This is a genomic window from Pseudomonas sp. GL-B-19, from assembly GCF_019956415.1.
GTDB lineage: Bacteria > Pseudomonadota > Gammaproteobacteria > Pseudomonadales > Pseudomonadaceae > Aquipseudomonas.
This window is the reverse complement of the sequence record NZ_JAHBDK010000018.1, coordinates 51,927-76,022: the sequence shown is the minus strand read 5'-3', so window position 1 is coordinate 76,022 and position 24,096 is coordinate 51,927. Positions and strand designations below refer to the sequence as shown.

Annotated in this window: 18 protein-coding genes and 1 pseudogene; 9 read left to right on the top strand and 10 right to left on the bottom strand. The window is 58.3% G+C overall.

The features are described 5' to 3' along the window. Positions 1–63: 63 nt before the first annotated feature. Positions 64–441, top strand: coding sequence for a response regulator (locus tag KGB06_RS05825; protein WP_007949268.1), 378 nt, complete (start codon positions 64–66; stop codon positions 439–441). Positions 442–478: 37 nt separating this feature from the next. On the opposite strand, the pseudogene KGB06_RS05820 reads toward KGB06_RS05825, so the two are convergent. Together KGB06_RS05820 and KGB06_RS05815 are read right to left on the bottom strand one after the other, a co-directional pair. Next, positions 479–809, bottom strand: a pseudogene (locus KGB06_RS05820) (hybrid sensor histidine kinase/response regulator); the annotation flags it as partial. Between the two features lie 134 nt (positions 810–943). After that, the gene (locus KGB06_RS05815) at positions 944–1,999 is read right to left on the bottom strand and encodes a tetratricopeptide repeat protein (protein ID WP_223512525.1); all 1,056 of its coding nucleotides are present in this window, start codon (positions 1,997–1,999) and stop codon (positions 944–946) included. Positions 2,000–2,183: 184 nt separating this feature from the next. Between KGB06_RS05815 and KGB06_RS05810 the strand changes: the two genes are divergently transcribed. The 3 genes from KGB06_RS05810 to KGB06_RS05800 are packed head-to-tail and all read left to right on the top strand — an operon-like array spanning position 2,184 to position 5,479. Next, complete coding sequence (locus KGB06_RS05810) at positions 2,184–4,319, top strand: FUSC family protein (RefSeq protein WP_223512523.1); 2,136 nt, start codon at positions 2,184–2,186, stop codon at positions 4,317–4,319. Beyond that, entirely contained in the window at positions 4,309–4,509 is a 201-nt protein-coding gene (locus KGB06_RS05805) for a DUF1656 domain-containing protein (protein WP_007949274.1), read from the top strand. Before KGB06_RS05810 ends, KGB06_RS05805 begins: the two co-directional genes overlap by 11 nt. A gap of 4 nt (positions 4,510–4,513) precedes the next feature. Then, positions 4,514–5,479 carry an HlyD family secretion protein gene (locus tag KGB06_RS05800; protein ID WP_223512521.1) on the top strand — a complete coding sequence of 322 codons (966 nt, stop codon included), beginning with the start codon at positions 4,514–4,516 and terminating at the stop codon, positions 5,477–5,479. A gap of 210 nt (positions 5,480–5,689) precedes the next feature. On the opposite strand, the gene KGB06_RS05795 is transcribed toward KGB06_RS05800, so the two are convergent. From KGB06_RS05795 to KGB06_RS05770, 6 genes are all read right to left on the bottom strand, one after another. After that, entirely contained in the window at positions 5,690–7,111 is a 1,422-nt protein-coding gene (locus tag KGB06_RS05795; RefSeq protein WP_223512518.1) for an efflux transporter outer membrane subunit, read from the bottom strand. Then, positions 7,108–10,290 (bottom strand): efflux RND transporter permease subunit, encoded by a 3,183-nt coding sequence (locus KGB06_RS05790; RefSeq protein ID WP_223512512.1) that lies wholly within the window; start codon positions 10,288–10,290, stop codon positions 7,108–7,110. The genes KGB06_RS05795 and KGB06_RS05790 overlap by 4 nt, the downstream gene beginning before the upstream one ends. 16 nt (positions 10,291–10,306) lie before the next feature. Further along, the gene (mexE, locus tag KGB06_RS05785; protein ID WP_223512510.1) at positions 10,307–11,560 is read right to left on the bottom strand and encodes a multidrug efflux RND transporter periplasmic adaptor subunit MexE; all 1,254 of its coding nucleotides are present in this window, start codon (positions 11,558–11,560) and stop codon (positions 10,307–10,309) included. Positions 11,561–11,883: 323 nt separating this feature from the next. After that, a complete protein-coding gene (locus tag KGB06_RS05780; RefSeq protein WP_223512509.1) occupies positions 11,884–12,504 on the bottom strand; it encodes a glutathione S-transferase family protein in 621 nt (206 codons plus the stop codon). A 97-nt stretch (positions 12,505–12,601) separates the two neighbouring features. After that, on the bottom strand, positions 12,602–13,483 hold the full coding sequence (locus KGB06_RS05775) for an NAD(P)H-binding protein (protein ID WP_223512507.1): 882 nt from the start codon (positions 13,481–13,483) through the stop codon (positions 12,602–12,604). A 108-nt stretch (positions 13,484–13,591) separates the two neighbouring features. Beyond that, positions 13,592–14,233, bottom strand: a complete 642-nt coding sequence (locus KGB06_RS05770) for an HD domain-containing protein (RefSeq protein ID WP_223512505.1) — start codon at positions 14,231–14,233, stop codon at positions 13,592–13,594. A gap of 105 nt (positions 14,234–14,338) precedes the next feature. Here KGB06_RS05770 and KGB06_RS05765 point away from each other — a divergent pair, with 105 nt between their 5' ends. Next, positions 14,339–15,382: a GlxA family transcriptional regulator gene (locus KGB06_RS05765; protein WP_411741833.1), complete on the top strand. Its 1,044-nt coding sequence runs from the start codon at positions 14,339–14,341 to the stop codon at positions 15,380–15,382. Positions 15,383–15,670: 288 nt separating this feature from the next. Here KGB06_RS05765 and KGB06_RS05760 read toward each other — a convergent pair whose 3' ends face one another. Next, positions 15,671–16,585: a LysR family transcriptional regulator gene (locus KGB06_RS05760; protein WP_223512501.1), complete on the bottom strand. Its 915-nt coding sequence runs from the start codon at positions 16,583–16,585 to the stop codon at positions 15,671–15,673. 269 nt (positions 16,586–16,854) lie between these two features. Between KGB06_RS05760 and KGB06_RS05755 the strand changes: the two genes are divergently transcribed. The 4 genes from KGB06_RS05755 (at position 16,855) to pgm (ending at position 23,124) form a co-directional block, all read left to right on the top strand. Further along, entirely contained in the window at positions 16,855–17,877 is a 1,023-nt protein-coding gene (locus KGB06_RS05755; RefSeq protein ID WP_223512499.1) for a zinc-dependent alcohol dehydrogenase family protein, read from the top strand. A 560-nt stretch (positions 17,878–18,437) separates the two neighbouring features. Continuing rightward, a complete protein-coding gene (locus tag KGB06_RS05750; protein ID WP_223512496.1) occupies positions 18,438–19,898 on the top strand; it encodes a hypothetical protein in 1,461 nt (486 codons plus the stop codon). Between the two features lie 67 nt (positions 19,899–19,965). Further along, positions 19,966–21,366: a PLP-dependent aminotransferase family protein gene (locus KGB06_RS05745; RefSeq protein WP_223512493.1), complete on the top strand. Its 1,401-nt coding sequence runs from the start codon at positions 19,966–19,968 to the stop codon at positions 21,364–21,366. Between the two features lie 111 nt (positions 21,367–21,477). Continuing rightward, positions 21,478–23,124, top strand: a complete 1,647-nt coding sequence (gene pgm / locus KGB06_RS05740; RefSeq protein WP_223512490.1) for a phosphoglucomutase (alpha-D-glucose-1,6-bisphosphate-dependent) — start codon at positions 21,478–21,480, stop codon at positions 23,122–23,124. Positions 23,125–23,307: 183 nt separating this feature from the next. Here the strand turns inward: pgm and KGB06_RS05735 are convergent, their stop codons facing one another. After that, positions 23,308–24,003, bottom strand: a complete 696-nt coding sequence (locus KGB06_RS05735; RefSeq protein WP_223512488.1) for a pirin family protein — start codon at positions 24,001–24,003, stop codon at positions 23,308–23,310. Positions 24,004–24,096 lie beyond the last annotated feature (93 nt).

Sequence of the window (24,096 nt, the reverse complement as noted above, 5' to 3'; positions counted from 1 at the left end):
AAACGCAACCTCTGATCGACCCCACGGTCGTATCAGCAGCTATTGACCGAACAAAGGCTTCCCATGAGTGAAGATGCGCAAGATGTAGTACTCATTGTCGAGGATGACCCCTCGATTCTGATGGTGTTGTCCGCCTACTTGTCGGGTGAAGGTTACCGGGTGCTGCAGGCCGAAAACGGCGAGCAGGCCTTTGAAATTCTGGCGAGCAAACCGCACCTGGACATGATGATTACCGACTTCCGCTTGCCCGGCGGGATTTCCGGCGTGCAGATCGCCGAGCCTGCGGTGAAGCTGCGACCGGAACTCAAAGTGATTTTTATCAGCGGTTACCCGCAGGAAATTCGCGAGACCGACAGCCCGATCACCAAAACAGCGCCGATCCTGGCCAAACCATTCGATCTGGATGAACTGCAAGAACTCATGCAGCAAATGCTTTCCTGAGCTCGTTGCGATCTGTTGTCTAGGGGAGAGGGGCGCTTCAGATGCTGATCATCTCCCGCACCTTGGCCGTCAATAGGTCGAAGGTGAAGGGTTTGGTGATCATCTGCATGCCGGGGTCCAGAAACCCGCCACGCACGGCGGCATGTTCGGCATAGCCGGTGATGAACAAGACTTTCAGGTCAGGCCGATATTGCCGGCCGATTTCCGCCAGTTGCCGGCCATTCATCGTCGATCAAACTTTCCTCGGCCAGATCCCCGCTGTAACGCGGCAGAAGCAGCGTCACCGAAGTGCCGTGACCCACTTTGCTGTCGATCGTGACGTGACCGTGAGACTGCTTACTGAACCCGTAAATCATCGACAACCCCACCCTGTACCATTTTGCGGGCCTGACGTTTAGCAGCTGCCGTAGGCTGCGTTCGAGTGCGTAGCGCTCGTTGTCGGATGGCGGGCGGGTGCTACGCCCCCGGTCGCAGCCTTCGGCAGCTGCTACAGAGGGTAGAGTTACAACCCTTGCTGCAACGCGGGGTCGTCCGGATTGAGCTGTTCCAGTTGCGCCAGCAGAATCTGTACGTTCTGCAACTGTCCGCTTTCTTTCCAGTAGTTGATCAGCAGCACGCGCGCCTTGCGGTCGGCAGGGTGGCGCTGGACGATTTCCTGTAGTTGCTTTTGCGCAGCTTCCAGCTCTTGCTCAAGGTGCAAGGTGGTTGCCAGGTCATAGCGATAGTCCTTGTTGTCGGGCTCCAGTTCCACTGCTTTGGAAAGGCCGAGCAGGGCAAACTCACTTTGCCCGTGGTGCAGCAACCAAAGCCCCAGGGCATGTTGCAGGTAGGCCGAGTCGGGCTGCGCTTTCAACTGTTTCGCCAGCAACTGGCGTGCGGCATCGCTCTGGCCTTGCCGGTCGAGCACATCAATCTGCATCACCAAGGCCGGCAGATTGCCTGGGTCCAGCTGTAATGTACGCTCCAGCGCCTCCTGCGCCTTTTTCAATTCGGCGTTGTGCAGGTGCAGACGCGCCAACTGGTATTGGTTCTGGGCGCTGGGCGGTTGACTGTCAAGGGCCAGTTCCCAGGCATCGATGGCTTGTTCCAATGGCCCGAAATACAACCCCAGATCATCCGGCGACAGCCCCAGCAGAGCGTTAACGGCTGCAAATCGCACGTTTTCTACATCGTCATCGAGCATCGGGCCAATCAATAGGCTGCGTTGCCCGGAGGAGACCAGACCACTAATGCTTTTGATCGCGGCGATCCGCACGTCCTCACTGGGATGTTGCAGATCCGCGACCGCCAGTTTCAGGGCCTGCGGGCTTGGGTAGTTGAGCAGTTCGGCATGCAGCCAGAGGCGACGCTTGGCCGACAGATCAGGGCGGCCCAATTGCTGGTAAAGCACCCGTGCAGCTCCCGGTTGACCGGCGCGGGCCTGAGTCAACGCTTCACTGTAACCACGTTTGATTGCTTCGGGCACCTCAGGCGTCGTGCTGCGCAGGAATAACCAGGCAATAGCGATGGCAAACAGCACACAGAGACTGATGAGCAAGTAGCGGCGGGACTGGGGCATGCAGGAATCCAGGAGCTGGCAAGCTTTTGCAAAGGCCGTCAGCTTCGGTCAGGCCGGGCTGTGAGTCAAACCCTGACGCGCCTCTATATCGACGATTTTGCCTACAGGCTCCGTCGACATTGAAACCTGTCGAGGCCTTGAAGCAGTGACTACGCTTGCTAGAGATGACTCGAAGAGTGCTTCCATGCAACCGCTGCTTCAATACTTCAAGGCCATACTCAATCCCGGGCAAGGGGTGCTGCTGTTTGCCTTGAGAACCATAGTGGCCGGGCTGCTGACGCTGTACCTGGCGTTTCTGTTCGACCTCGATCAACCCAAATGGTCGATCATGGCGGTAGTCATCGTCAGCCAGCCACTGGCCGGGATGGCACTGGCCCGCAGTTTCGGCCAGGTCATCGGCACCACCCTGGGTGCTGCCGCGGCGGTATTGATCATGGCGATCTTCCCCCAGGCGCCGCTGCCTTTCATCACCACCTTGGCACTGTGGCTGGCGCTGTGCACCGCCGGTGGCACCTTGTTGCGCTACACCAGTTCCCAGGCCTTTGTGCTCAGCGGCTACACGGCTGTAGTGGTGGCGCTATTGGCCGTACCAGATCAGGACGGCACTTTCCTGCTGGCCGTTACGCGCGTGACCGAGACGCTTCTGGCGGTGGCTTGTGTGTGCGTTGTCAGCCTTCTGACCGCGCGTCCGGAAGCCGTGGCCCGAAGTTACTTCACCAAGATTGATCACGTGATCAAGTTACTGGCGACACACGCCGCTGCCGTCATTCGAACCGAAGAAAGCGACGCCGATTTTCAACGCAGGCAAATGCAGCTGTTGGGTGAAATCAGCGCCCTTGAGGGATTACGCCGGCATCTTTACTTCGATGCGCCACGGTTACGCAGTGCCGATAGTCTGGTCCAGTTGCTGGGAAACCAATTGGTGTTGCTGACATCACGGTTGATGGCGCTACGTCATCAGCGTGAGCTGCTGACCGAGCGCTGGAAAGGTGATTTACCCCTGGAGATACAGCGTTTGCGCGCTGAAGAACTGGCATTTCTCGATGAGCTGGCCCAAAAGGGCCGCTCGCTATCGGCCGATGCACGCCAGCATTTTTCGGCATTGCAGCAGCGTTTCGATGATCAGGCTTACAAGGCTGAACAACTGACCGAAACCATGCCGGCCACGCTGCGTTCGCTAGCCTGGGCCCTTCGCTGGGAGCAAGCACGATTATTACAGCAACTGGAGCAGATTCTGGAGTTGAGTGATGCCATTCAGGAAGGACGCCAGGCCAGCAGCGTGTTTCGGGGACAAGAGAATCCGCTGCATCTGGATTTCACCCTGGCAGCGATGAACGCCACTCGGGCCTTTACCGCGTTTGTGGTCGCCGGACTGATCTGGATCGAGACGGGCTGGGATGGTGCACGCGGCGGGATGGTTCTGGTTGGGATTCTTTGTTCGCTGATGGCAACGTTCCCCAGACCGCTACTGGCTGCGCAAAGCTATGCAAGGGGCCTGGGCCTGGCGTTGCTGGTGTCGGCGCTTTACCAATTCATGCTGGTGCCAATGATCAGCGATTTCGAGCTTTTGGCATTGCTGTTGGCGCCGTTGCTGTACGCGGTCGCGGTAGGGCTCGCCACGCCGGCGACCACCGGCACAGGTATTGGTCTTGGGTTGTCGACCTTTCTGTTGTTGGGGCCGCAAAACGTCGGAATCGGCCAGAACAGTGCGATTCAGTGGTTCGAGTTCGCCGGCGGGTATATCAGCGCAACGGTCCTGGCACTGAGTGTCTTCGCCTTGATCTTCCCGTTCAGGCCGGTTTTGCGGATTCGCCGGCTATTCAAGGAAAATGCTGAGCAGGTCTACGCTTTGATGAAGATGCCGGCCACAGATGAACAGCAATTTGCCTTTGAAAGCCGCATGGTCGATCGACTGACCATGATGTTGGGACTGTTGCCGGCGACCAGCGACAAGTCTTCCGGCGAGTTGTTTCAGGTCAGCCTCGGGTGCATGGCCCTGGGCGTTGCGTTGAACCAGCTCAGGCAGCAGGGGCAGGGCAACACCCTGTTGAGTTCAGAGCAACAGCGCCGGTTATTGGCGGCTGTCCGGGACTGCGGAAGATGGGTTGCCGGGCGCCCCGGGGTAGACATCAACCGGCTGCTGGAGGATTTGCACACCCTGGGCGACGAGCTGGACGATCTGCATCTGGAGGTTCACGAGCACCTGTGGTCGGTGTTCCGGATGCGCGTGGCGCTGCTGATCGTGGAGTCGTTCATACAGCGATACCGCGAGTACTTTCAATCTGTAGGCGAAGCGGGAGTGCCGGCCCTTGCCCATTGATTTTGAACTGGGCGGCGTGTATTTGCCGCCAATCGCTCAAGCGTTGCTATTGGCGCTGCCGATCTTTCTGGCGCTGGACTGGGGCCTGCGCCGCCTCGGTGTGCTGCGTTTTGTCTGGCATGAAGCTTTATTCGAGGGCGCGCTGTATGCGTGCGTGTGCGCAACGCTGATTCTGGTAATGGGAGCCTAATGCCTTGAAGAACATCCTTCCCCGACTCGCAACACTGGGCGTTGTAGTGCTGGCCTTCATTCTTGGCTGGTTTGCCTGGGAGCATTACACCCGAGCCCCCTGGACCCGGGATGCACGGGTGCGCGCTGATGTGGTGACGTTGTCTGCGGATGTCTCGGGGCGCATCGTCAGGCTGGCTGTTCAAGACAACCAGCATGTTGAGAAAGGCCAGTTACTGTTGGAAATCGACCCGGCTCGTTACACCCTGGCAGTGGAACACTCCAAACGCTCAGTGGAAGTGGCGAAAGGTTCGCTGGGGCAGTCGCAGGCGGCGATTACCGCCAGCGAATCGCTGCTCAGGCAGCGACAGAGTGAGGAGCATCGGCGGCGTACGCTGAAGGAGCGCTCGGCCATCTCTGGAGAAGAGTGGGAAAAAGCCAACACGGAGGTGACCGTGGCGGAGGCCGATCTACTGCGAAACCAGGCTAATTTGATTTTGGCCCAGGCCAATGTGCAACTGGCCATCGCGGCATTGAGCCAGTCTGAACTGAACTTGCAACGTACTCGGGTCGAATCGCCCGTCACCGGTTTTGTCACCAACTTGCTGACCCGTCAGGGGGACTATGCCACTGTCGGAGGCCCACTGTTGGCACTGGTGGACAGCCAGTCGTTTTATGTCAGCGGATACTTTGAAGAGACCAAGTTGCCGCGAATCGCAGAGGGCGACCGGGTCAACATCGAATTGATGAGCGGCGAAGCCTTCGGCGGCACTGTGCAAAGCATCGCCTTTGCTATCGCCGACCGCGAGAACCTCCCCGGTGGGCGCTTGCTGGCCAGCATCAACCCCAGCTACACCTGGGTCAAACTCGCACAACGGGTGCCGGTACGGATTCAGATTGACGCTGAATATGCCGACAAAAATCTTCTGCGGGCGGGGACAACGGCCACCGTAACCGTACTGGAAAACCGCAATGACAAGGCAACCCACTAACCCTTGTAGGAGCTGGCTTGCCAGCGAAAGCGGTGTAACAGTCAACATGGATGTTGAATGTAAGGGCCTCTTCGCTGGCAAGCCAGCTCCTACAGGGGATTGCAGTCGGTTGGAGAATCAGCAGACCAAAAAAAGCCCCGCGACCGAATGAGGCGCAGGGCTAAAAAAATTTGGTTGGTCGCGGCCAACCAAAGGAGCTCTTCAAAAAGCTTACTTGCTGGCGACGGTCTCGGGTTGCCAGCCACCGCCCAGGGCTTTGTAAATCGCGACAATGCCGCTATACAGATCGGTTTCGGCCTGAGCCTGGGTATCTTCGGCCGCCAGTCGCTCGCGTTGAGCGTCCAGCAGGACGAGGAAGTCCGCCGTGCCTTCGCGGTAGCGAACTTCGGCCAGGTCGGCGGCGGCGCGGCTCGATTCACTCTGACGAATCAGTGAGATCAACCGTTGCTGCCGTTTGCCGTAATCGCTGAACGCGTTTTCCGACTCTTCCAGCGCCAACAGCACTTGCTGCTCGTAACTTGCCAGCGCGCCTTCGGCATCCGCATCGGCTGCGCGTATACGGGCCTTGACACTGCCCAGGTCAAAAGCCGCCCAAGTGATGGCAGGGCTCAGTACCCAAGCGTTGGCCGCCGAGGAACCGATTTGCGAGCCGCGACCGGCGGTGAAACCGAGGAAGCCGCTGAGGCTGACCTGAGGGAACAAATCAGCCGTGGCCACGCCGATACGGGCGGTGGCAGAAGCCAGTTTGCGTTCGGCGCTGAGGATGTCCGGCCGACGTTGCAGCAGTTCACCCGGATCGCCAATCGGCAGCGCTTTAGCGATTGCCGGCAAGTTCTTGGGACTCAGGTCGACGGTTAGTTTCTCCGGGCGCTCGCCCAACAGGGTGGCGATGCGATTTTGCTGCCGTACCTGTTCGGCTTGCAATTGCGGCACGCTGGCTTCGACGGACGCCAGTCGTGCATCGGCGCGCTCCACATCCAGCTGATCGCCGACGCCGGCATCACGCAAACTGATGGTGATCTTGCGCGATTCCTGTTGGTTCTGCAGGTTCGCCAGCGCGATTTTCTCTCGCAGTTGCGCGCCGCGCAGTTGGCCATAGGAATCCACCAGTTCGGCAATCATGGTGACTTGCAGTTGGTACAGATCAGCCTCTAAAGCCTGTTGTTCAGCGTTGGCTGATTCCAGGTTGCGCTGGATGCGGCCAAACAGGTCGATCTCCCACGCCATGTCCAGGCCAAGGTCGTAGCGTTCGCTGTTGACCTGGTCGGTGGTCTGCCCCGGGACTTGCCCATTGCCCAGGTCGCTGCTGACCCGGCTGGTGATGGTCGGCATGGCGTCATTGCTGATGTCATCACGAATCGCCCGAGCGGCTTTCCAGCGCGCGAAGGCCACGCGCAAATCACGGTTGCCTTGCAGCGATCGCGTCACCAACTGGTTAAGGGTCGGGTCCTCGAATTGCTGCCACCAGATGCCCTCGAAGTGCGAGCGGTCAAAGTTTTTCTGACCGGCAGCGCCATCGGTAGCGGCGGTGATGTTGGCCGGTGCAGTCGCTGGGGTCTTGTAGTCCGGGCCGACGGTACAGGCACTCAGGGCCAGTACCAGCAGGCTCGGCAGGAACGCTTTCAAACTCATTGTTGCGACTCCAGTTTCAGGGCCTTGGCCGCTTTGCGCGCTTCGCCGCGCTCGACAAAGTTGCGAATCAATACGTAGAACACCGGTGTCAGCAACAGACCGAAGAAGGTTACCCCGAGCATCCCGGAGAACACCGCCACACCCATGGCGTGACGCATCTCGGCACCGGCACCGCTGGAGAACACCAGTGGCACAACACCCATGATGAACGCGAAGGAGGTCATCAGGATCGGACGCAGACGCAGGCGGCAAGCTTCAAGCACAGCAGCCAGCGGGCTCATGCCTTCGTCCTGCTGTTTGTCCTTGGCAAACTCGACGATCAGAATCGCGTTCTTACAGGCCAGTCCCACCAGTACGATCAAACCGATCTGGGTGAAGATGTTGTTGTCACCCCCCGAAGCAATCACCCCGGTAATGGCCGACAGCAACGTCATCGGTACGATCAGGATCACCGCCAATGGCAGGCTCCAGCTTTCGTACTGAGCCGCGAGTACCAGGAACGCCAGCAGTACGCAGAGCGGGAACACGAACAGTGCGGTGTTGCCGGACAGAATTTGCTGGTAGGTCAGGTCAGTCCATTCGTAGGTCATGCCGTTCGGAAGTTCAGCCTTGAGCAGTTTCTCGATGGCTTTTTCGGCCTGGCCAGAGCTGTAGCCTGGCGCTGCCGCACCGTTGATTTCAGCAGTGATGAAGCCGTTGTAGTGCATCACGCGGTCCGGCCCCGAGGTGTCGCTGACCTTGATGAAGGTCGCCAGCGGGATCATTTCGCCTTTGTTGTTACGCACTTTCAGCTGACCGATCTGGTCTGGTTCAAGACGGAACTGTTGTTCAGCCTGAACGTTGACCTGATAGGTACGACCGAAGCGGTTGAAGTCGTTGGCATACAGCGAACCCAGGTAGATCTGCAGGGTGTCGAAGATGTCGCTGACGGCCACGCCGTGGGTCTTGGCTTTTTCCCGGTCGATGGCGGCATCAACCTGTGGCACGTTCACTGTGTAGCTGGTGAACAGGCCGGCCAGTTCCGGCACGCTGTGGCTTTTGTTGATGATGTTCATGGTTTCTTTGAACAGCTCGTCGTAGCCCAGGTTGCCCCGGTCTTCGATTTGCAGACGGAAACCACCAATGGTGCCCAGGCCCTGTACCGGCGGCGGCGGGAAGATCGCCATGTAGGCTTCTTGAATCCCGGCGAACTGACCGTTCAAGGCGCCGGCAATCGCACCGGCGGACATGCTCGGGTCTTTGCGTTCGTCGAACGGTTTCAGGGTCACGAACACGATGCCGGCGTTAGGGCTGTTGGTGAAACCGTTGATCGACAGGCCAGGGAAGGCCACCGCACTTTCCACGCCCGGCTGTTTCAGGGCCAGGTCGGACATGCGTTTGATCACGTTTTCGGTACGGTCCAGGCTCGCCGCATCAGGCAGTTGAGCGAAGGCCACCAGGTATTGCTTGTCCTGGCCGGGGACGAAACCGGTCGGGGTGTTGGCGAAACCGAAGAAGGTCAACACCATCAAACCTGCGTACAGGAGCAAGGCGATCCCGCTGCTGCGGATAACCCGGCCCACGGTGCCGACATAACCATGGCTGGCTTTGTCAAAGAAGCGGTTGAACGGACGGAACAACCAGCCACCGAAAATCTTGTCGAGGACCTTGGAGAAACGGTCTTTCGGCGCGTCATGGCTTTTCAGCAATACGGCAGCCAGTGCCGGCGACAGGGTCAGTGAGTTGAAGGCCGAGATCACCGTCGAGATCGCAATGGTCAAAGCGAACTGTTTGTAGAACTGGCCAGTGAGACCCGAAATGAACGCAGCCGGGATAAACACCGCACACAGCACCAGCGCTGTGGCGATGATCGGGCCGGTCACTTCACGCATGGCACGCTTGGTCGCTTCGACCGGCGTAAGCCCCAGTCCAATGTTTCGCTCGACGTTCTCCACCACCACGATGGCGTCATCCACCACGATACCAATGGCAAGCACCAGACCAAACAGTGACAAGGCGTTCAATGAGAAGCCAAACAAGTGCATCACGGCAAACGTACCGATCAGCGAAACCGGTACCGCCACCAACGGAATGATCGAGGCACGCCAGGTTTGCAGGAACAGGATCACCACCAGAACCACGAGAATCAGCGCTTCAAAGAGGGTGTGAACCACCGCCTCGATGGAACCGCGCACGAAAATCGTCGGGTCATAAACGATGCTGAAATCCATGCCTTCCGGGAAGCTCTTTTTCAGCTCGGCCATCTTCGCCCGAACTTCGTTGGAGATTTCGATGGCGTTGGAGCCCGGACGCTGGAAGATCGGGATCGCCACCGCCGGTTGATTGTTGAGCAAGGAGCGCAGGGCGTATTGGCTGGAACCCAGTTCGACGCGGGCAATGTCTTTCAGGCGCGTGATTTCACCGTTATCGCCGGAGCGAATGATGATGTTCTCGAACTCTTCTTCGGAAACCAGACGACCTTGAGTATTCACCGACAGCTGGAAAGCGGTGGCATTCGGCGCAGGAGGCGCGCCCAGTGCACCGGCAGCCACCTGACGGTTTTGTTCACGAATCGCGCTCACTACATCGGTGGCGGTCAGGTTGCGTGAAGCGGTCTTGTTCGGATCGAGCCAGACTCGCAGCGAGTAATCGCCCATGCCAAACAATTGCACGTCACCGACACCGCCCAGGCGCGCCAGCTCATCCTTGATGTTGAGTAAGGCGTAGTTGGACAGGTAGAGCATGTCGTAGCGTTTGTCCGGCGAGGTCAAGTGCACAACCATGGTCAGGTCGGGCGAAGCTTTGTCGACGGTGATACCGATGCGCGTCACTTCTTCTGGAAGTTTGGGCTCGGTGCGAGTCACGCGGTTCTGTACCTGCACCTGTGCGTTGTCCAGGTCGGTGCCCAGCGCGAAGGTGATGGTCAGGGTAATCTTGCCGTCAGCGGTGGACTGCGAGGACATGTACAGCATGTTCTCGACGCCGGTGATGGCTTGCTCCAAAGGAGCGGCCACGGTTTCACCAATGACTTTAGGGTTGGCACCCGGGAAGTTGGCGCGGACCACAACGGTCGGCGGCACAACTTCCGGGTATTCGCTGATCGGCAACTGGAACAGCGAGATGGCGCCGGCGATCAGAATCAGCAGCGACAGCACCGCTGCAAAGATCGGCCGTGAAATGAAGAATTGGGAAAAATTCATCGCAGTTGTTGCTCCCTTAACCGCGTGGAGTCGCAGCAGCCAGTTTCACAACCTCACCCGGTGCGACCTTGGCAGGCGCGACTTGGGGCAGGTTGCTGGCTTCCAGCGCTTGTCGTTGTTGAGCCAAAGCCGCGAGGGTTTGTTCGCTGGCCATCGGGATCACTTCAGGGGTCACCGGCGAGCCAGGGCGAACCCGTTGCAACCCCTTGACGATGACGGTGTCATCCTTGTTCAGGCCGTTGCGCACGATGCGCAAACCTTCGATCTTCGGCCCTAGCTCGACGGCGCGGTACGCCGTTTTGTTGTCGGCATCCATGACCAGTACGAATTTTTTACCCAGATCGGTGCCGACCGCTTCGTCATTGATCAGCACAGCGGAATACGTACCGCTGCCCACCAGTTTCAGACGTGCATAAAGGCCCGGGGTGTAGCTGCCGTCCGCGTTGTCGAAGACCGCACGACCACGGATGGTGCCGGTCTTCGGGTTGACCTGGTTGTCGATGAAGTTCATCACACCCTGGTGCGGGTTGCCGTCTTCGTCGGACAGGCCCATGTAAACCGGGGTGGTGGCGCCGCGTTTGCCCTGGCGGGCGAGTTGGGTGTACTTGAGGAATACGCGCTCGTCAGCGTCGAAGTAGGCGTAGACCTTATCGGTCGACACGACGCTGGTCAGCGGTGTGGTGTCGGCGGTCACCAGGTTGCCGGCGGTGATTTCCGCTCGGCTGACGCGACCGCTGATTGGCGCGGTGACGCGGGTGAAGCTCAGGTTCAGTTTGGCCAGATCCAGTTGCGCCTGCAGTGCTCCGACGGCAGCGCGGGCTTCTTGAGCCGCACTGGTACGCGAGTCGGCCAGTTCGGCGGAGATCGCGTTGCTGGTGCGCAGGCGTTCACCGCGCTGAGCTTCGTTTTCACTACGGGTTGCGTTGGCGCGGGACTGGGCAACCAGGGCTTCGAGGCGGCGGACCTCTGCCTGGAATGGACGCGGGTCGATCTGGAACAGCAAATCGCCTTTCTTGACCAGTGCGCCTTCAGTGAATGCCACTTCATCAATCTGCCCGGAGACCCGCGGACGAATTTCTACCGTTTCCGGTGCTTCCAGGCGCCCGGTGAATTCGTCCCACTCGTTGATCGGTTGTTCCAGCACCTTGGCGACGCTGACTTTGGCCGCAGGCATGGTTGCGGCTGACTCCGGAGCCTTGCCGCACGCGCTCATCACCAACACTGCCAATAGGGCCAACGGGAAGCGCAAATGTTTGAGAGATTGTTCCATGGATGCATCCGCCAATGTATTGAGAATGGACGGATGATGAGCGGCGAGGGTGTATGTCACGAATCGAATGAAGCGAAGGTAACTATCATTCGGAATGATATGAGGCTCGATTGAGCTCTCTAGCATGCACCTTTGATTCAGTCCTGATCAATTGGATTGATCACAATTCAGTGTTGCAGGGAATGCAAGGGATTGGCTTGAAACCGAGTTGCGGCCATCGTCGGATCGCCGCCCGCAGACATGCTGCTCACACTGGTTTTTCAATGTCAGGACAGGAGTCGTCGAACTCTTTTGCGCTCACAAAAACGTCTGAGGGGTAGCGCTTAGTGACTTTGGAACGCTTTCAATCCTCGCTGCACGGCGGGCCTGGCTTCGATCGCGTCGAACCAGCGTGATAAGCGTGAAAGCACTGCCCAATCCAGACGGTCACGAATGGATGCCGCAATGGTGAAAGCAGAGATGTCCGCCATGGAAAACTGGTCTCCGGCCATAAAATCGTCGGTAAGAAACCGTTCTGCATAGACGAGTTGTTCAATGACGCGCCGATCAATGACCGTGGCCGCATCATTTAATCCCGCCTGGCGCAGGAAGAATGCTGAATGGCTAGGCGCGATTACGTCCGTAACGAAAAAGAAGTAACGATCAAACACCCTGTCGCGCTCTGGTCCAGGATGCGCTGGTGCGAGTCGACCGGGCGCTTTGGCATCAGCGAACTGAATGATTGCGTTTGATTGGTTGATGACCAGTGCCGGTGTCGACGTATGATCGACCAGGGTCGGGACTTTTCCTGCCGGATTAAGCGCCAGGTACGCCAAGTCGCGCTGCTCATTCGCTTGCAGATTCAGTCTCCGTGCCGTGTAGGGGACACCTGCTTCTTCCAAGGCTATTACAGCCCTCAGGCTGTTGCCGGTATTAGCGCCATACAGTTCTATTTTGGGGTTCATCAGGCACTCCTTGGAAATGAATGGATGATCATTGGATGCTAAGTGAAAAGCGGCGTATGCGTATGTCTTCAAGACCAAGCGCATACGCCCATAGTGATCACACCTCGAACGCTTGCCGGTTGGCACGTACGAAGTCACCCACCGTTTGAGGCGCTTGTCCGGTGATTTGGCCGATAACCCCGTCCTCACCGCTAAAGATTCCGTTCTGGTAATCGATCGCGACTGCAAGGAAGTGCTGGATCACAAACTCCGGCAGATCGTAGGTCTCCAGATGCTGGCGATACTCTTCGAGGGTCGAAGGGCTGTAGGTGATGGTGCGGCCTACGATGCCGCTGATTTCGTCGGCAATCTCTTGATGGTTCAGCTCGACAGGGCCGTACAGCGGATAGGTTTTCCCGATATGGCCAGACGGCTGTGTGAGAACGGCGGCGATCAGCCGCGCTTGGTCTTCAGCGGCGATTGGTGCATGTCGGCCGGTGCCGTATGGCAGCGTGATCCTGTTCTCCTTCACGATCTGATCGAGCACCCACGGAAAGATCAGCCACTCGGAAAAGAACGTCGGGCGGATGTGCACGGCGGGTACGCCCGACCAGTCGAGTACACGTTCTGCGATCCAGTGGTCGCGCGCGGCGTGACTCAAAGAGTCTTCCCGAGCAGAAATCTGCGACATTTCCACAACGACCTCGACGCCTGCTCGTTTAGCAGCATCCGCAAAATAGGCAGTCGCCTGAATGTAGCCAGGACGCACGGGATAGCACAGGTATGCGCCTGTGATCCCCTCCATCGCACGAACGATGTCGTCATGTTCAAGGAGGTCGCCAACAAATATTTCAGCGCCTTCGCTCTGGAGCGCTGCGCTGCGCTCATCCTCCTGGTGCACAAAAGCCCGAACCGCATGGCCTCCGTTGAGAAGGTGGCGAATGGTATAGACGCCAGTTTTTCCCGTAGCGCCGGTGACGAGGTATTTACGTTGCTGCATGGTGAATACTCCAAAGTAAAGGAACACACATTGCTCGCGCCGATATCACGTATCAGGCGTTACCAATTCACGAATATTGCGCAACAGTGCCGTTTGGCAGCACCGCATTCAGCTGTCGAAAGGAGCGTGATCAATCAGGTCACACACATTCGGGCAATCGAACCCGTGCACGTGACGGCGTCCGACATCAGCGAGCCCAGTGCCAATCGCTGTGTGAGGTTTCTTCCTGGCCACTTCAGCGACCGCTTGGGTAAACGCGGCCTTCATTCCAATGCGGGGGTAGAGGGCCAGCGTATCCTCGACCAGCGATGGCGTGATTTCCTCCAGCCGTAATCCCATCACGTCGACATGGGCGCCCATGTAGATCAGGGCGATCTCTGGCTGTTTGCGGTCGGCGATGCCGGCGCTAGAGTGAAGGGCGATCGCATCCCAAACCAGCTCCGCTTTCGACTCCGGGTAACCGTTTTCCAGCAGGAAACGGCTGGCAGCGTCGGCGCCGTCGACCTCAAAACGTTGGTCGGCTGCGAATTCGTACGTCAGACCCAGATCGTGCAGCAGCGCGGCGAGATAGACCGCCTCGCGGTCGTATTTCAGGCCTCGCTGCTGGCCGAGGAATTCGGCAAACCACCACGTGCGATGCACATGGTGCAGGAGCGCTGTCGAGTGAACGCGTTCGACGAGGAAAGAGGCCTTGCGAGCGAGTTCAGAGTCTGGAGCGCTGAAGCCGCCGATGATGACAGGTGTACTCATGTTTGCTCCCGGGGGATGAAGTTGGCTCGCAATTCATTCTAAATAGTTGCAATTGACCAAATTGACTACTTTCAGATGATTTGTGCCAACATGCGTGTCAGGTCAATGCGGGAGATCGCTGTGAGAATAACGACGAAATCAAGCCATCCCTTTGTCGGCGTGGCGCAAAAACGAGTGGTGATTTTGGGTTTGCCTCCCGTGGATTCGCTTGATGTGATCGGCCCCGCAGAGGTGTTTGCCTATGCGAACAATCTGCACCGCGGCGACTGTGCTCCCTACGTACTCGAGCTGGTTTGCGCGGGCGCCAATGAACACCTGGAGAGCAGCACCGGCATCGCACTCATGGCGCACAAGACGCTTGAACAGGAGCGTCTTGAAAACAAGGCCATCGACACGTTGATCGTGACGTCGGGCTGGAAAGCCATGGATCAGCTGGATCAGTCCGCCATCGAGTGGATCCGCACGCGAGCCAAGAGCGTCAGGCGTGTGTGCTCGATCTGTGTCGGCGCGTTCGCCCTGGCCGAGACAGGGCTATTGGATGGTCGTAAGGCAACGACTCACTGGCGGATGGCGCGTAGCCTGGCTGACCGCTATCCCAATGTGCAGGTAGATCCCAACCCGATTTGGGTCAAGGACGGCAACCTGTACACCTCGGCTGGGATATCGGCGGGAATCGATCTTGCGCTCGCTTTGGTCAGCGAAGACCTGGGAGACGACATCGCTTTGGAGGTCGCGAAGAACCTGGTCCTGTTTCTGCGACGTCCTGGCGGTCAGGCACAGTTCAGCGTCGCTCTCCAGTCGCAGCATGCGACCGGTTCGAACCTCGATGAGTTATGCGTGTGGATCAGTGAGCATCTACATTCGGAGCTTACGGTCGAGATACTTGCAGACAAGCTCGCGACTAGTGTGAGGACCTTGATCCGCATGTTTCAGAGGGAATTCAAGACAACGCCTGCGAAGTACGTCGAGGACGTCCGGGTTGAAGCGGCCTGTCGGCAAATAGAGCTGGGAAGGCGGTCGATGGAAGAGATTGCGCGCCGATGCGGCTACCACAGTGTCGACGTGCTCAGAAAAGCCTTCGTGCGACGCATGGGGGTGAGTCCAAAGGAGTACGCACAACGTTTCGCGCCAGTTAACGAGCCTGCTTAGGCATGCTCAATGGTCATGAACGTACCTAAGCGGGCTGTTGATTCATTTAGTGAGGATGATCTGCGAATAGCAGTGGCCGACTGCGCAGTCAGTTGCCCATACCAAACCGAAGCTTTCGTCTTGTAATGTCTCAAGGTGGGAAATCATGGTTGGGGGCATACTTTTTAGTGGACAGAGTTTGCCCCCAAAAATGGCGGTAGAGTAAAGCGGGTCTCAATCGGCAGCAGTGGACGTTTGGATGGTAATAAATTCAGCTAATGCGCCCGACGAGAGATATGCCAGCCTCTTTCAAAGGCTCTCAGGATCCCCAAAGAACATCTGAATCCGCGAGCGCAACCAACGCTCGCCCGGATCGTTGTCCTGCGACCCTCGCCAGGCCATGTGCAATTCAAAAGTACGTACCGGCAGCGGCGGATCTTCAGCCCGGACACCACCGGCAGCTGTCAGCGCGTCGGCCGTATAGTCAGGCACCGTCGCCACAATATCGGTGCCGCTCAGCAGCGAGCTCAGCCCGTTGAACTGCGGTACCGCGAGCACGACATGGCGTTTGCGCCCGAGTTTTTCCAGTTCTTCATCGATAAAACCGCTCAGGTCACCCGCGAACGACACCAACGCATGCGGCCGGGCACAGAAGTCATCCAGGCTCAATGGCCCGGGCACGGTGTCGGCCCGCAACAGCTTCGGCATACTGCGACGCAGCACTTTGCGTTTGGCGTTGGCCGGCAGGTCGGCGGTGTAGCTGACGCCGATGGAAATCTCGCCCGAGGCCAATAGGCTCGGCATCAGAATGTAGTTGGCGCGACGCACCACCAGCACGATCCCGGGCGATTCGGCACGCAGGCGCTTGAGCAGCATCGGCAGCAGGGCAAACTCGACATCGTCCGACAGGCCAATGCGAAACACCGCGGTGCTGGTGGCCGGATCGAATTCCGCCGCACGGCTGACGGCCGTGGAAATCGAGTCCAGCGCGGGGGAGAGCAGGGCGAAGATTTCTATCGCCCGTGCGGACGGTTCCATGCTGCGACCGGTGCGCACGAACAGCGGATCATCGAACAGCCCGCGCAGGCGTGAAAGTGCCGCACTGATGGCCGGCTGGCCGAGAAACAGTTTCTCCGCAGCGCGGGTCACGCTGCGCTCGTGCATCAATGTTTCGAAAACGATCAACAGGTTCAGGTCGACACGACGCAGGTCATTACGATTCATCTGGAGTCCCTGGCAGAGTCATCAAGCTTGACGAGAGCGGCCATATAAGAACAATGGCCGGCATGAATCTTACGGGGAAAGGCTGCTACTCTGCACCGTGTAATTCAGTTTTTCCTGAAAGGCCGCTCCGATGTTCACGACATTTGATGATGCCGGCGGTGCTGCGGAATCAATGACAGGCATGTCGACTATTAATAGCCACGGATAGTCTTGGGTATAAAGCCCAGATAGAGTTCAAGGCATTAGAGGTTACTTTGACGAGGTTTGCGATGTCCCGCACGATCCGTTTTCACAAGTTTGGTCCAGCCGAGGTGCTCAAATGCGAAGAGCATGCGGCAGCGCTTCCTGCTCCGGGCGAAGTGCAGGTGCGTGTCGAGGCGATTGGCATCAGCTGGTACGACACGCTTTGGCGTCAGAACCTGGCTTCGTCTCACGCTCGTCTGCCTTCAGGTCTGGGCCAGGAAATGTCCGGTGTCGTTACGGCGCTCGGCGAGGGCGTCGATGACTTGGCAGTCGGTGACAAGGTCGCCAGCTTCCCGGCCCAAAGCCCGAACGACTATCCTGTGTATGGCGAGCAGATTGTTCTGCCACGCTCGTCACTGACCCTTTATCCGCAGGTGCTGAGTCCGATCGAAGCGGCCGTGCATTACACACCGCTGCTGGTTGCTTACTTCGCTCTCAACGATCTGGCACGGGTCAAACCCGGGCAATTTGTCCTGGTGACCGACGCCAGCCATTGTGCCGGACCTTCGTTCGTACAGCTCGGCAAAGCCTTGGGCGTACGAGTGATTGCCGCCACCAAAACGGCGGATGAACGTGAGTACCTGCTATCGCTGGGTGCCGAGAAAGTCATCGTCACTGAAGAAGAAGATCTGCTCATGCGGATCAACAAAATCACGGACAACCGCGGCGTGGATGTGGTGTTCGATGGGTTGGGTGGTCCGCAGATGTCGCTGCTCGGCGACGTGCTCGCGCCTCGTGGCAGCCTGGTGTTGTACGGCTTGCAGGGCGGTAACCAGACGCCGTTTCCGGCTTGTGCAGCGTTCCAGAAGAACATTCAGTTCTTTGTGCACTGTATCGGCAATTTCACCGGTAAGCCTGAATTGGGCATCATCCAGGACCAGGTCGCACTGCAGCGTGCCTTGCGTGATATCAACCAGTTGACCGCTGACCGCGTGCTACTGCCGCTCAAGACTCGGGTCTTCCCGTTTTCCGAGTTTGTCGAAGCACACCGCTACATGGACGAATGCCCATGCCGCGAGCGGGTGGCCCTACAGGTTGAGCCTGCGTAACACGCTCCAGAAAAAAGTCCGTGCTTGCACGGACTTTTTCATTCTCCCTCCGAAAAATGAGGCGCACCGTCAATCCATGACGGGGCCGTTCAGCAACTGAACTGGTTTTTGCCCTCAATCTGTATCTTCTAATCATCATATAAGCCCCGATAATTGAATGATTACTTTCATCTCAAGGAATGAGCTATGGCCAGGTATCGGGCAGATACTTTTCAATGCGCCCCGGCAATACAAACTCAACAATTGGCGTGTTATCGAACAGTTGCCGAAAAACTTAGGGTGACTTCTTTCTTTATTTATCGTGCTACTTGTCTGTGGGACGCTGTCGGATATTTCCTAGGATCACTCGCGCCGTCGCCAGACGCCCGTTCTGCCGGGACTGGAGGCCTGTCGACGCCAGGCGGTTTGTCGCCACGTTCTAATCGTTTCAAATAATGACTAAAGACTAAGTGTTAGCATTTGATATCAAGCACGACACTCTAATCATGACGGGCAACCGATTGCGCAATGCAAAGCGTTGTTTGCGTGACATCGAACCTATGAGTAACAGGTAAACAATGATGACCAATACCCATGATCAGGCAATGAACTATGTTTATCAGCAAGTATTGCAACGATTGCTGAGTTTCTTTTCGCGGGCCGAACGCACTGCATTGCAGCTGTTGATTCAGCGCGTGGTGGTCGCTGCAGGTGGCATGGAACGTATTGGCGAGTACAAGGTGCTGACGATCCAGTCCGGGACCCGCGACAGCTGCTATACCCTTGCGCTGCTACGTGCCGCGCAATTGAGCATTGCCGGCCGGGCACCCGCGACATTCCAGCTGCGGGTGGCGACCTTGCGCTTGAACGACGCAGCCTCGATGGCCCTTGAAAACATCCATCGCAGTTGCAGTGCGTTGTTTCTTTACGATGATCCTCGGGTTGAAGTGTTGATGGTCGATAACCGCGAGGTCCTGCCGTTCAATCACGGGGTCGGGGTCTCTGAAGCCGGCCGCGAGTCAAATCGACTCAATCTCTTGATGGTCGGTCACCGCCGAACCTGGAACGACCCTCTGGATCTGTGGGATGACGGCTACCTGGCAACGGGCGAGTTCTACGGACAAATCGCCCGCTGGGAACGGGGCGTCGATGCCATGGTCAGTAGCGATTCACCGCGCCAGCAAAAGCAGTTCATGGAGGGATTGAACCGTGCGGCGGCAAAGGCCGGCTTCCCGATGCCGGAGCAGGCTGACACCGGCTATGAGCAGCTCTTCGCGCGGCTTGATGAACTGGGCAGCGATTGCTATCGCGAGTTTTATCCCGGTCATGAGCAGCCCGCGTGGCGACCCGCAGAAAGTTTTGAGGCGTGTCGCCGCGCGACATTCATCGACATTCACGACCTGCTGGTCAGCAACCTGGAGGAGCGCTGGCCACTGCTTACCGAGTTCCTCAAGTTTCAACCTGACGGACTGATGACTCAGGTCGGCGATAACGACTACGCCAGCCTTTCGATTTCCGCACACCTGCGGGGGCTGCAAGCCAGGTTCGTGCAGGGGCGGACATACGAGGCCGGCATTAGCGATTATTTGCAGCGACTATTAGTCATGTTGCAACGCAAGCAACTTTCAGAGCATGTGTGCGACCAGGCATTGCAGACGTACGGCAACCCGGCAACCCTGTCGGAACAGCGCGAACTGGCGCAGGCCGAGGCGCAAAGAAACCTCGGCCTCAACGAAGCTCAACTGGTGTGTTTACTGTTTGCGCCCTTTGTAGAGAACGGTGCGTCGCTTGAACGTTTTCTACGCCAGTGTCATCCCGGCATGCTCGTGGCCTTGCCCGAACTGCATCGGGCAATGCAGGGCAAGCCTGCGCCCGAGCAGGTATTGCAATGGATGATCGACGTCAGCGGGTTGCCCGTTAGCCTGATCGGTGCGCTATATCGCATGGGGCCGGTGGCCAGCGCCGAAACAGCGGACACGGGACAGCACGCAGAGCTGATGGCGATTGACGCCATGACGGGCGAACGGTCAACGGGACGTTGAAAGTGCCTGGCTTGATAACGCGCACTCAGTTGCAGTGGGGCGAGCTCAGTATGTTCGGCCATTGCCCATGAAAGGACCCCGAGAAACCGACTTCGCTTATCAGGCGGTGTACCGCTACCTGACCCACCTGATCAGCGAACCGGTCAGCGACACCCGTGTGCGGCTCCCTTCGTTACGGCAGTTGGCGGACCGCCTGAGCGTCTCGATTTCGACCATTCAGTACGCGTATTCGCTGCTGGAAAAGGAAGGGCGCGTCTATTCGGTGGCCAAGTCCGGTTATTACGCACTGCCGGTGTCGTTCATCCGGCCACCTTGCAGCGGCAATGACCTGCTGGAGACGGTCTATGTGAATGCCAGACGCCCTGGAATGCTGGTATTGAGCGCTGATGAGCCTGCACTGCTGCAACCGTTGGACAGCCCGCTTTTGCTGCTTGAGAGAGAACTGTTGCGCCAGTATCCACGCCAGCCGCAACCCACCTCTCAACCCTGTGGCGAGCGGGAACTGCGCGCCGCCCTGGCGGCTCGTTACACGTCCTCTCCAGCGCGCTGTTGGCACGCCGACGATGTCTACATCGGTGCTGATCTGCGTGGCGTACTGGAAATATTGATCGCGGTGCTGTGCCTCAAAGACGCCACGGTCGTGGTGGAGTCGCCGTGCGACTGGGCGATCCTGCGATTGTTCCGGGACGCCGACGTGCAGGTCATCGAGTTGGCATTGCAAGCTGATGGCGGGCTGGACCTGGATCATCTGCAGATGCTGCTGGAAACCGAACCGGTGAGGCTGGTGATGCTGTCATCCGGCCTGAACATGCCGCGCGGCAGTGTGGCCTGCGACAGCAATCGACAATCCACGGCGCAGTTGCTGGAACGGCACGGCAGTTGGGTGTTGGAAAATGATTGTCACGGCGAACTCGAATTTGAACACGGCCGGCCACGGTTTCGTGATTGGTTGGACCCGGAGCGCTTGATCGTGTTCTCCACGTTCGAGAAGGTCATCGGGCCTGAAGCGCCCTATGGCTATCTGCTTTCGCGGCAACTGCGAGGTGAGCTGCAGCGGCACTTTTTGCTGCGATCGTTCCGGTTATCGCCGATCCGCCAGAAGGCCATCGCGCGTCTGTACAACAATGGACGAATCGATCAGCACTTACTGGTGCTGCGTCGGCTGCTCAAGGAGCGCAAAGTGCAGATGACTCAACTGCTGGAGGAGCGACTGGCAGACGCCTTGCATTTCGTCGATCCCCAGGGCGGCGCAACAGTCTGGGTGCGCTCGTTGCGGCGGGTCGATGTGCGCGGCGTGTTCCACCGCTTGCTCAAGCAGCAGGTCGTGGTGGCGCCGGGGGAATTGTTCAGTTTGCGCGGCCTGCATGGGCAACACTTGCGGCTGAGCCATACCTTTGGCGGTGAGCATGACCTTGCCGTTGCACTGGGTCTGCTGGGGGATGCCTTGCGTCTGGAGGCCACCGATTGAACGATGCGGTCAAACATCGTGAATCATCTTGAATCGATCCCATCGCGTTGCGGTCAAACTGCCAGTAAACTGCGTTCCAATTCCTGAACCAGTCTATTCCAGAGGTTTTGCATGACACTCAGTGCTTTTGCGGGCAAACCGGCACCGGCAGAATTGTTGGTCGACATCCCGCGACTGGTAACGGCCTATTACACCGGCCAGCCTGACGCCGCCATCTCTACCCAGCGTGTAGCCTTTGGCACGTCCGGACACCGAGGCAGTTCGTTCGACCTGAGTTTCAACGAATGGCACGTTCTGGCCATCAGCCAGGCGATTTGCCTGTACCGCGAAGCCCAGGGCATCGACGGCCCGTTGTTCGTCGGGATCGACACCCACGCACTGTCCACGCCAGCGGGTGCCAGTGCGCTGGAAGTATTGGCCGCTAACGGCGTCACTGTGATGATTGCCGAAGGTGATGAATACACACCGACCCCGGCCATTTCCCACGCGATTCTTTGCTACAACCGTGGCCGTACTTCGGGGCTGGCGGACGGTATCGTTATCACGCCGTCGCACAACCCGCCGCAAAGCGGTGGTTACAAATACAACCCCACCAACGGTGGCCCGGCCGATACCCATATCACCAAGTGGATCGAGGCCAAGGCCAACGAACTGCTGGCGGCCAAACTCGCCGGCGTCAAACGCATCAGTTACGAGCAGGCGCTGAAAGCCAGCACGACCCATCGTCACGATTACCTGAACACCTACGTGGCCGATCTGATCAACGTAATCGACTTCGACGCCATCCGTGATGCCAAGCTGCGTCTGGGCGTTGATCCGTTGGGCGGAGCAGGGGTGCGCTACTGGTCGGCGATTGCCGAGCACTACCGTCTGGACCTCGACGTGGTCAACAAGCAGGTCGATCCGACGTTCCGCTTCATGACCGTCGACTGGGACGGTCAAATCCGTATGGACCCATCGTCCACCCACGCGATGCAAGGCCTGATCGGCCTGAAAGAACGCTTTGACGTGGCCTTTGCCTGCGACCCGGATCACGACCGCCATGGCATCGTCACGCCGTCCGGTGGTTTGCTGGCGCCTAACAATTACCTCGCGGTATCGATCGACTACCTGTTCCAGAACCGCCCGCTGTGGCGCGCCGATGCTGCCGTGGGCAAAACCGTGGTCAGCAGCGGCTTGATTGATCGCGTGGCCAAGCGTCTGGGTCGTCGTTTGTATGAAGTGCCGGTCGGCTTCAAATGGTTTGCTGACGGGCTGTTTGACGGCTCACTGGGCTTTGGCGGTGAAGAAAGTGCTGGCGCCTCGTTCCTGCGCAAGGACGGCGGCGTCTGGTGCACCGACAAGGATGGTTTGATCCCGGCGTTGCTGGCAGCCGAAATGACCGCTCGCACTGGCCGCGATCCAAGTCAGGCCTATCGCGCGTTGACCGACGAACTCGGCGAGCCGTTCTCGGTACGCGTGGATGCCAAGGCCAACCCTGAACAGAAAGCCTTGCTGAGCAAGCTGTCGCCGGATCAGGTAACCTCGACTCAACTGGCGGGCGAAGCGATCCAGAGTATCCTCAGCCATGCGCCGGGCAATGACCAGGCCATTGGCGGCCTGAAGGTCATGACCGAAAATGGCTGGTTCGCGGCACGTCCGTCGGGCACTGAAGACATCTACAAGATCTACGCCGAAAGCTTTGTCAGTGATGACCACCTCAAGCAGTTGGTGGCCGAAGCGCAGACACTGGTGGATGGCGCCATTTCTGCGAAGTGATTGACGACCCCCATCGCGGGCAAGCCCGGCTCCCACAGGTTCAGTGGTGAACACAAATTTTGTGTTCGACCCCGACACTGTGGGAGCCGGGCTTGCCCGCGATGGCTTCAGTCCAGGCACCAAAAATCCAAAAAAAGGGGCGACCATCACGGTCGCCCCTTTTTTTGTCTGCCGTTTACCGGATCAAGCCAGGTCGACCAGGACGATTTCGCTGTCCTCAATCGCCGTCACTCGCAACACCTGCTCATCGGCTACAGCAACACCGTCTCGAGCTTGCGCACGTAAGCCATTGACTTCAATTACGCCAGTGGCCGGGACCAGGTAGGCGCGGCGACCGCTATCCAAGCGATACTCTGCGGATTCACCGGCCTTGAGGTTCGCCGCCACCAGGCGCGCATCGGCGCGGATTCGAAGGCTCTGATCATCGCCGGATTTACCGCTGGCCAGGGTCACGAAGCCTTCACGCTCACCTTTCGGGAACGGCTTGGCGCCCCAGGACGGTGCAAGACCGGATTCGTTCGGAATAATCCAGATCTGGAAGATCTTGGTCGCGGTCGCTTCCAGGTTGTATTCGCTGTGAGCAATGCCGGTGCCAGCGCTCATGACTTGAACGTCGCCTGCCTCGGTGCGGCCCTTGTTACCCAGGTTGTCTTCGTGAGTAATCGCACCTTCACGGACGTAGGTAATGATCTCCATATCCCGGTGCGGGTGTTTTGGGAACCCGGTGCCGGAGGCAATCACGTCATCGTTCCACACTCGCAAGTTGCCCCAGTTCATGCGCTTGGGGTCATGGTATTCGGCGAACGAAAAGTGATGATGGGCATCCAACCAGCCGTGATGGGCGCCGCCCAGGGAGCTGAAGGGTCTGAGTTCGAGCATGGCCGTCTCCTGAAAGGGGGTTAATGGCGAGCATCATCTATCAGGCACACATCGATAAAAAGCGTAAAAAATGCCTCATTACAATCGAATTAG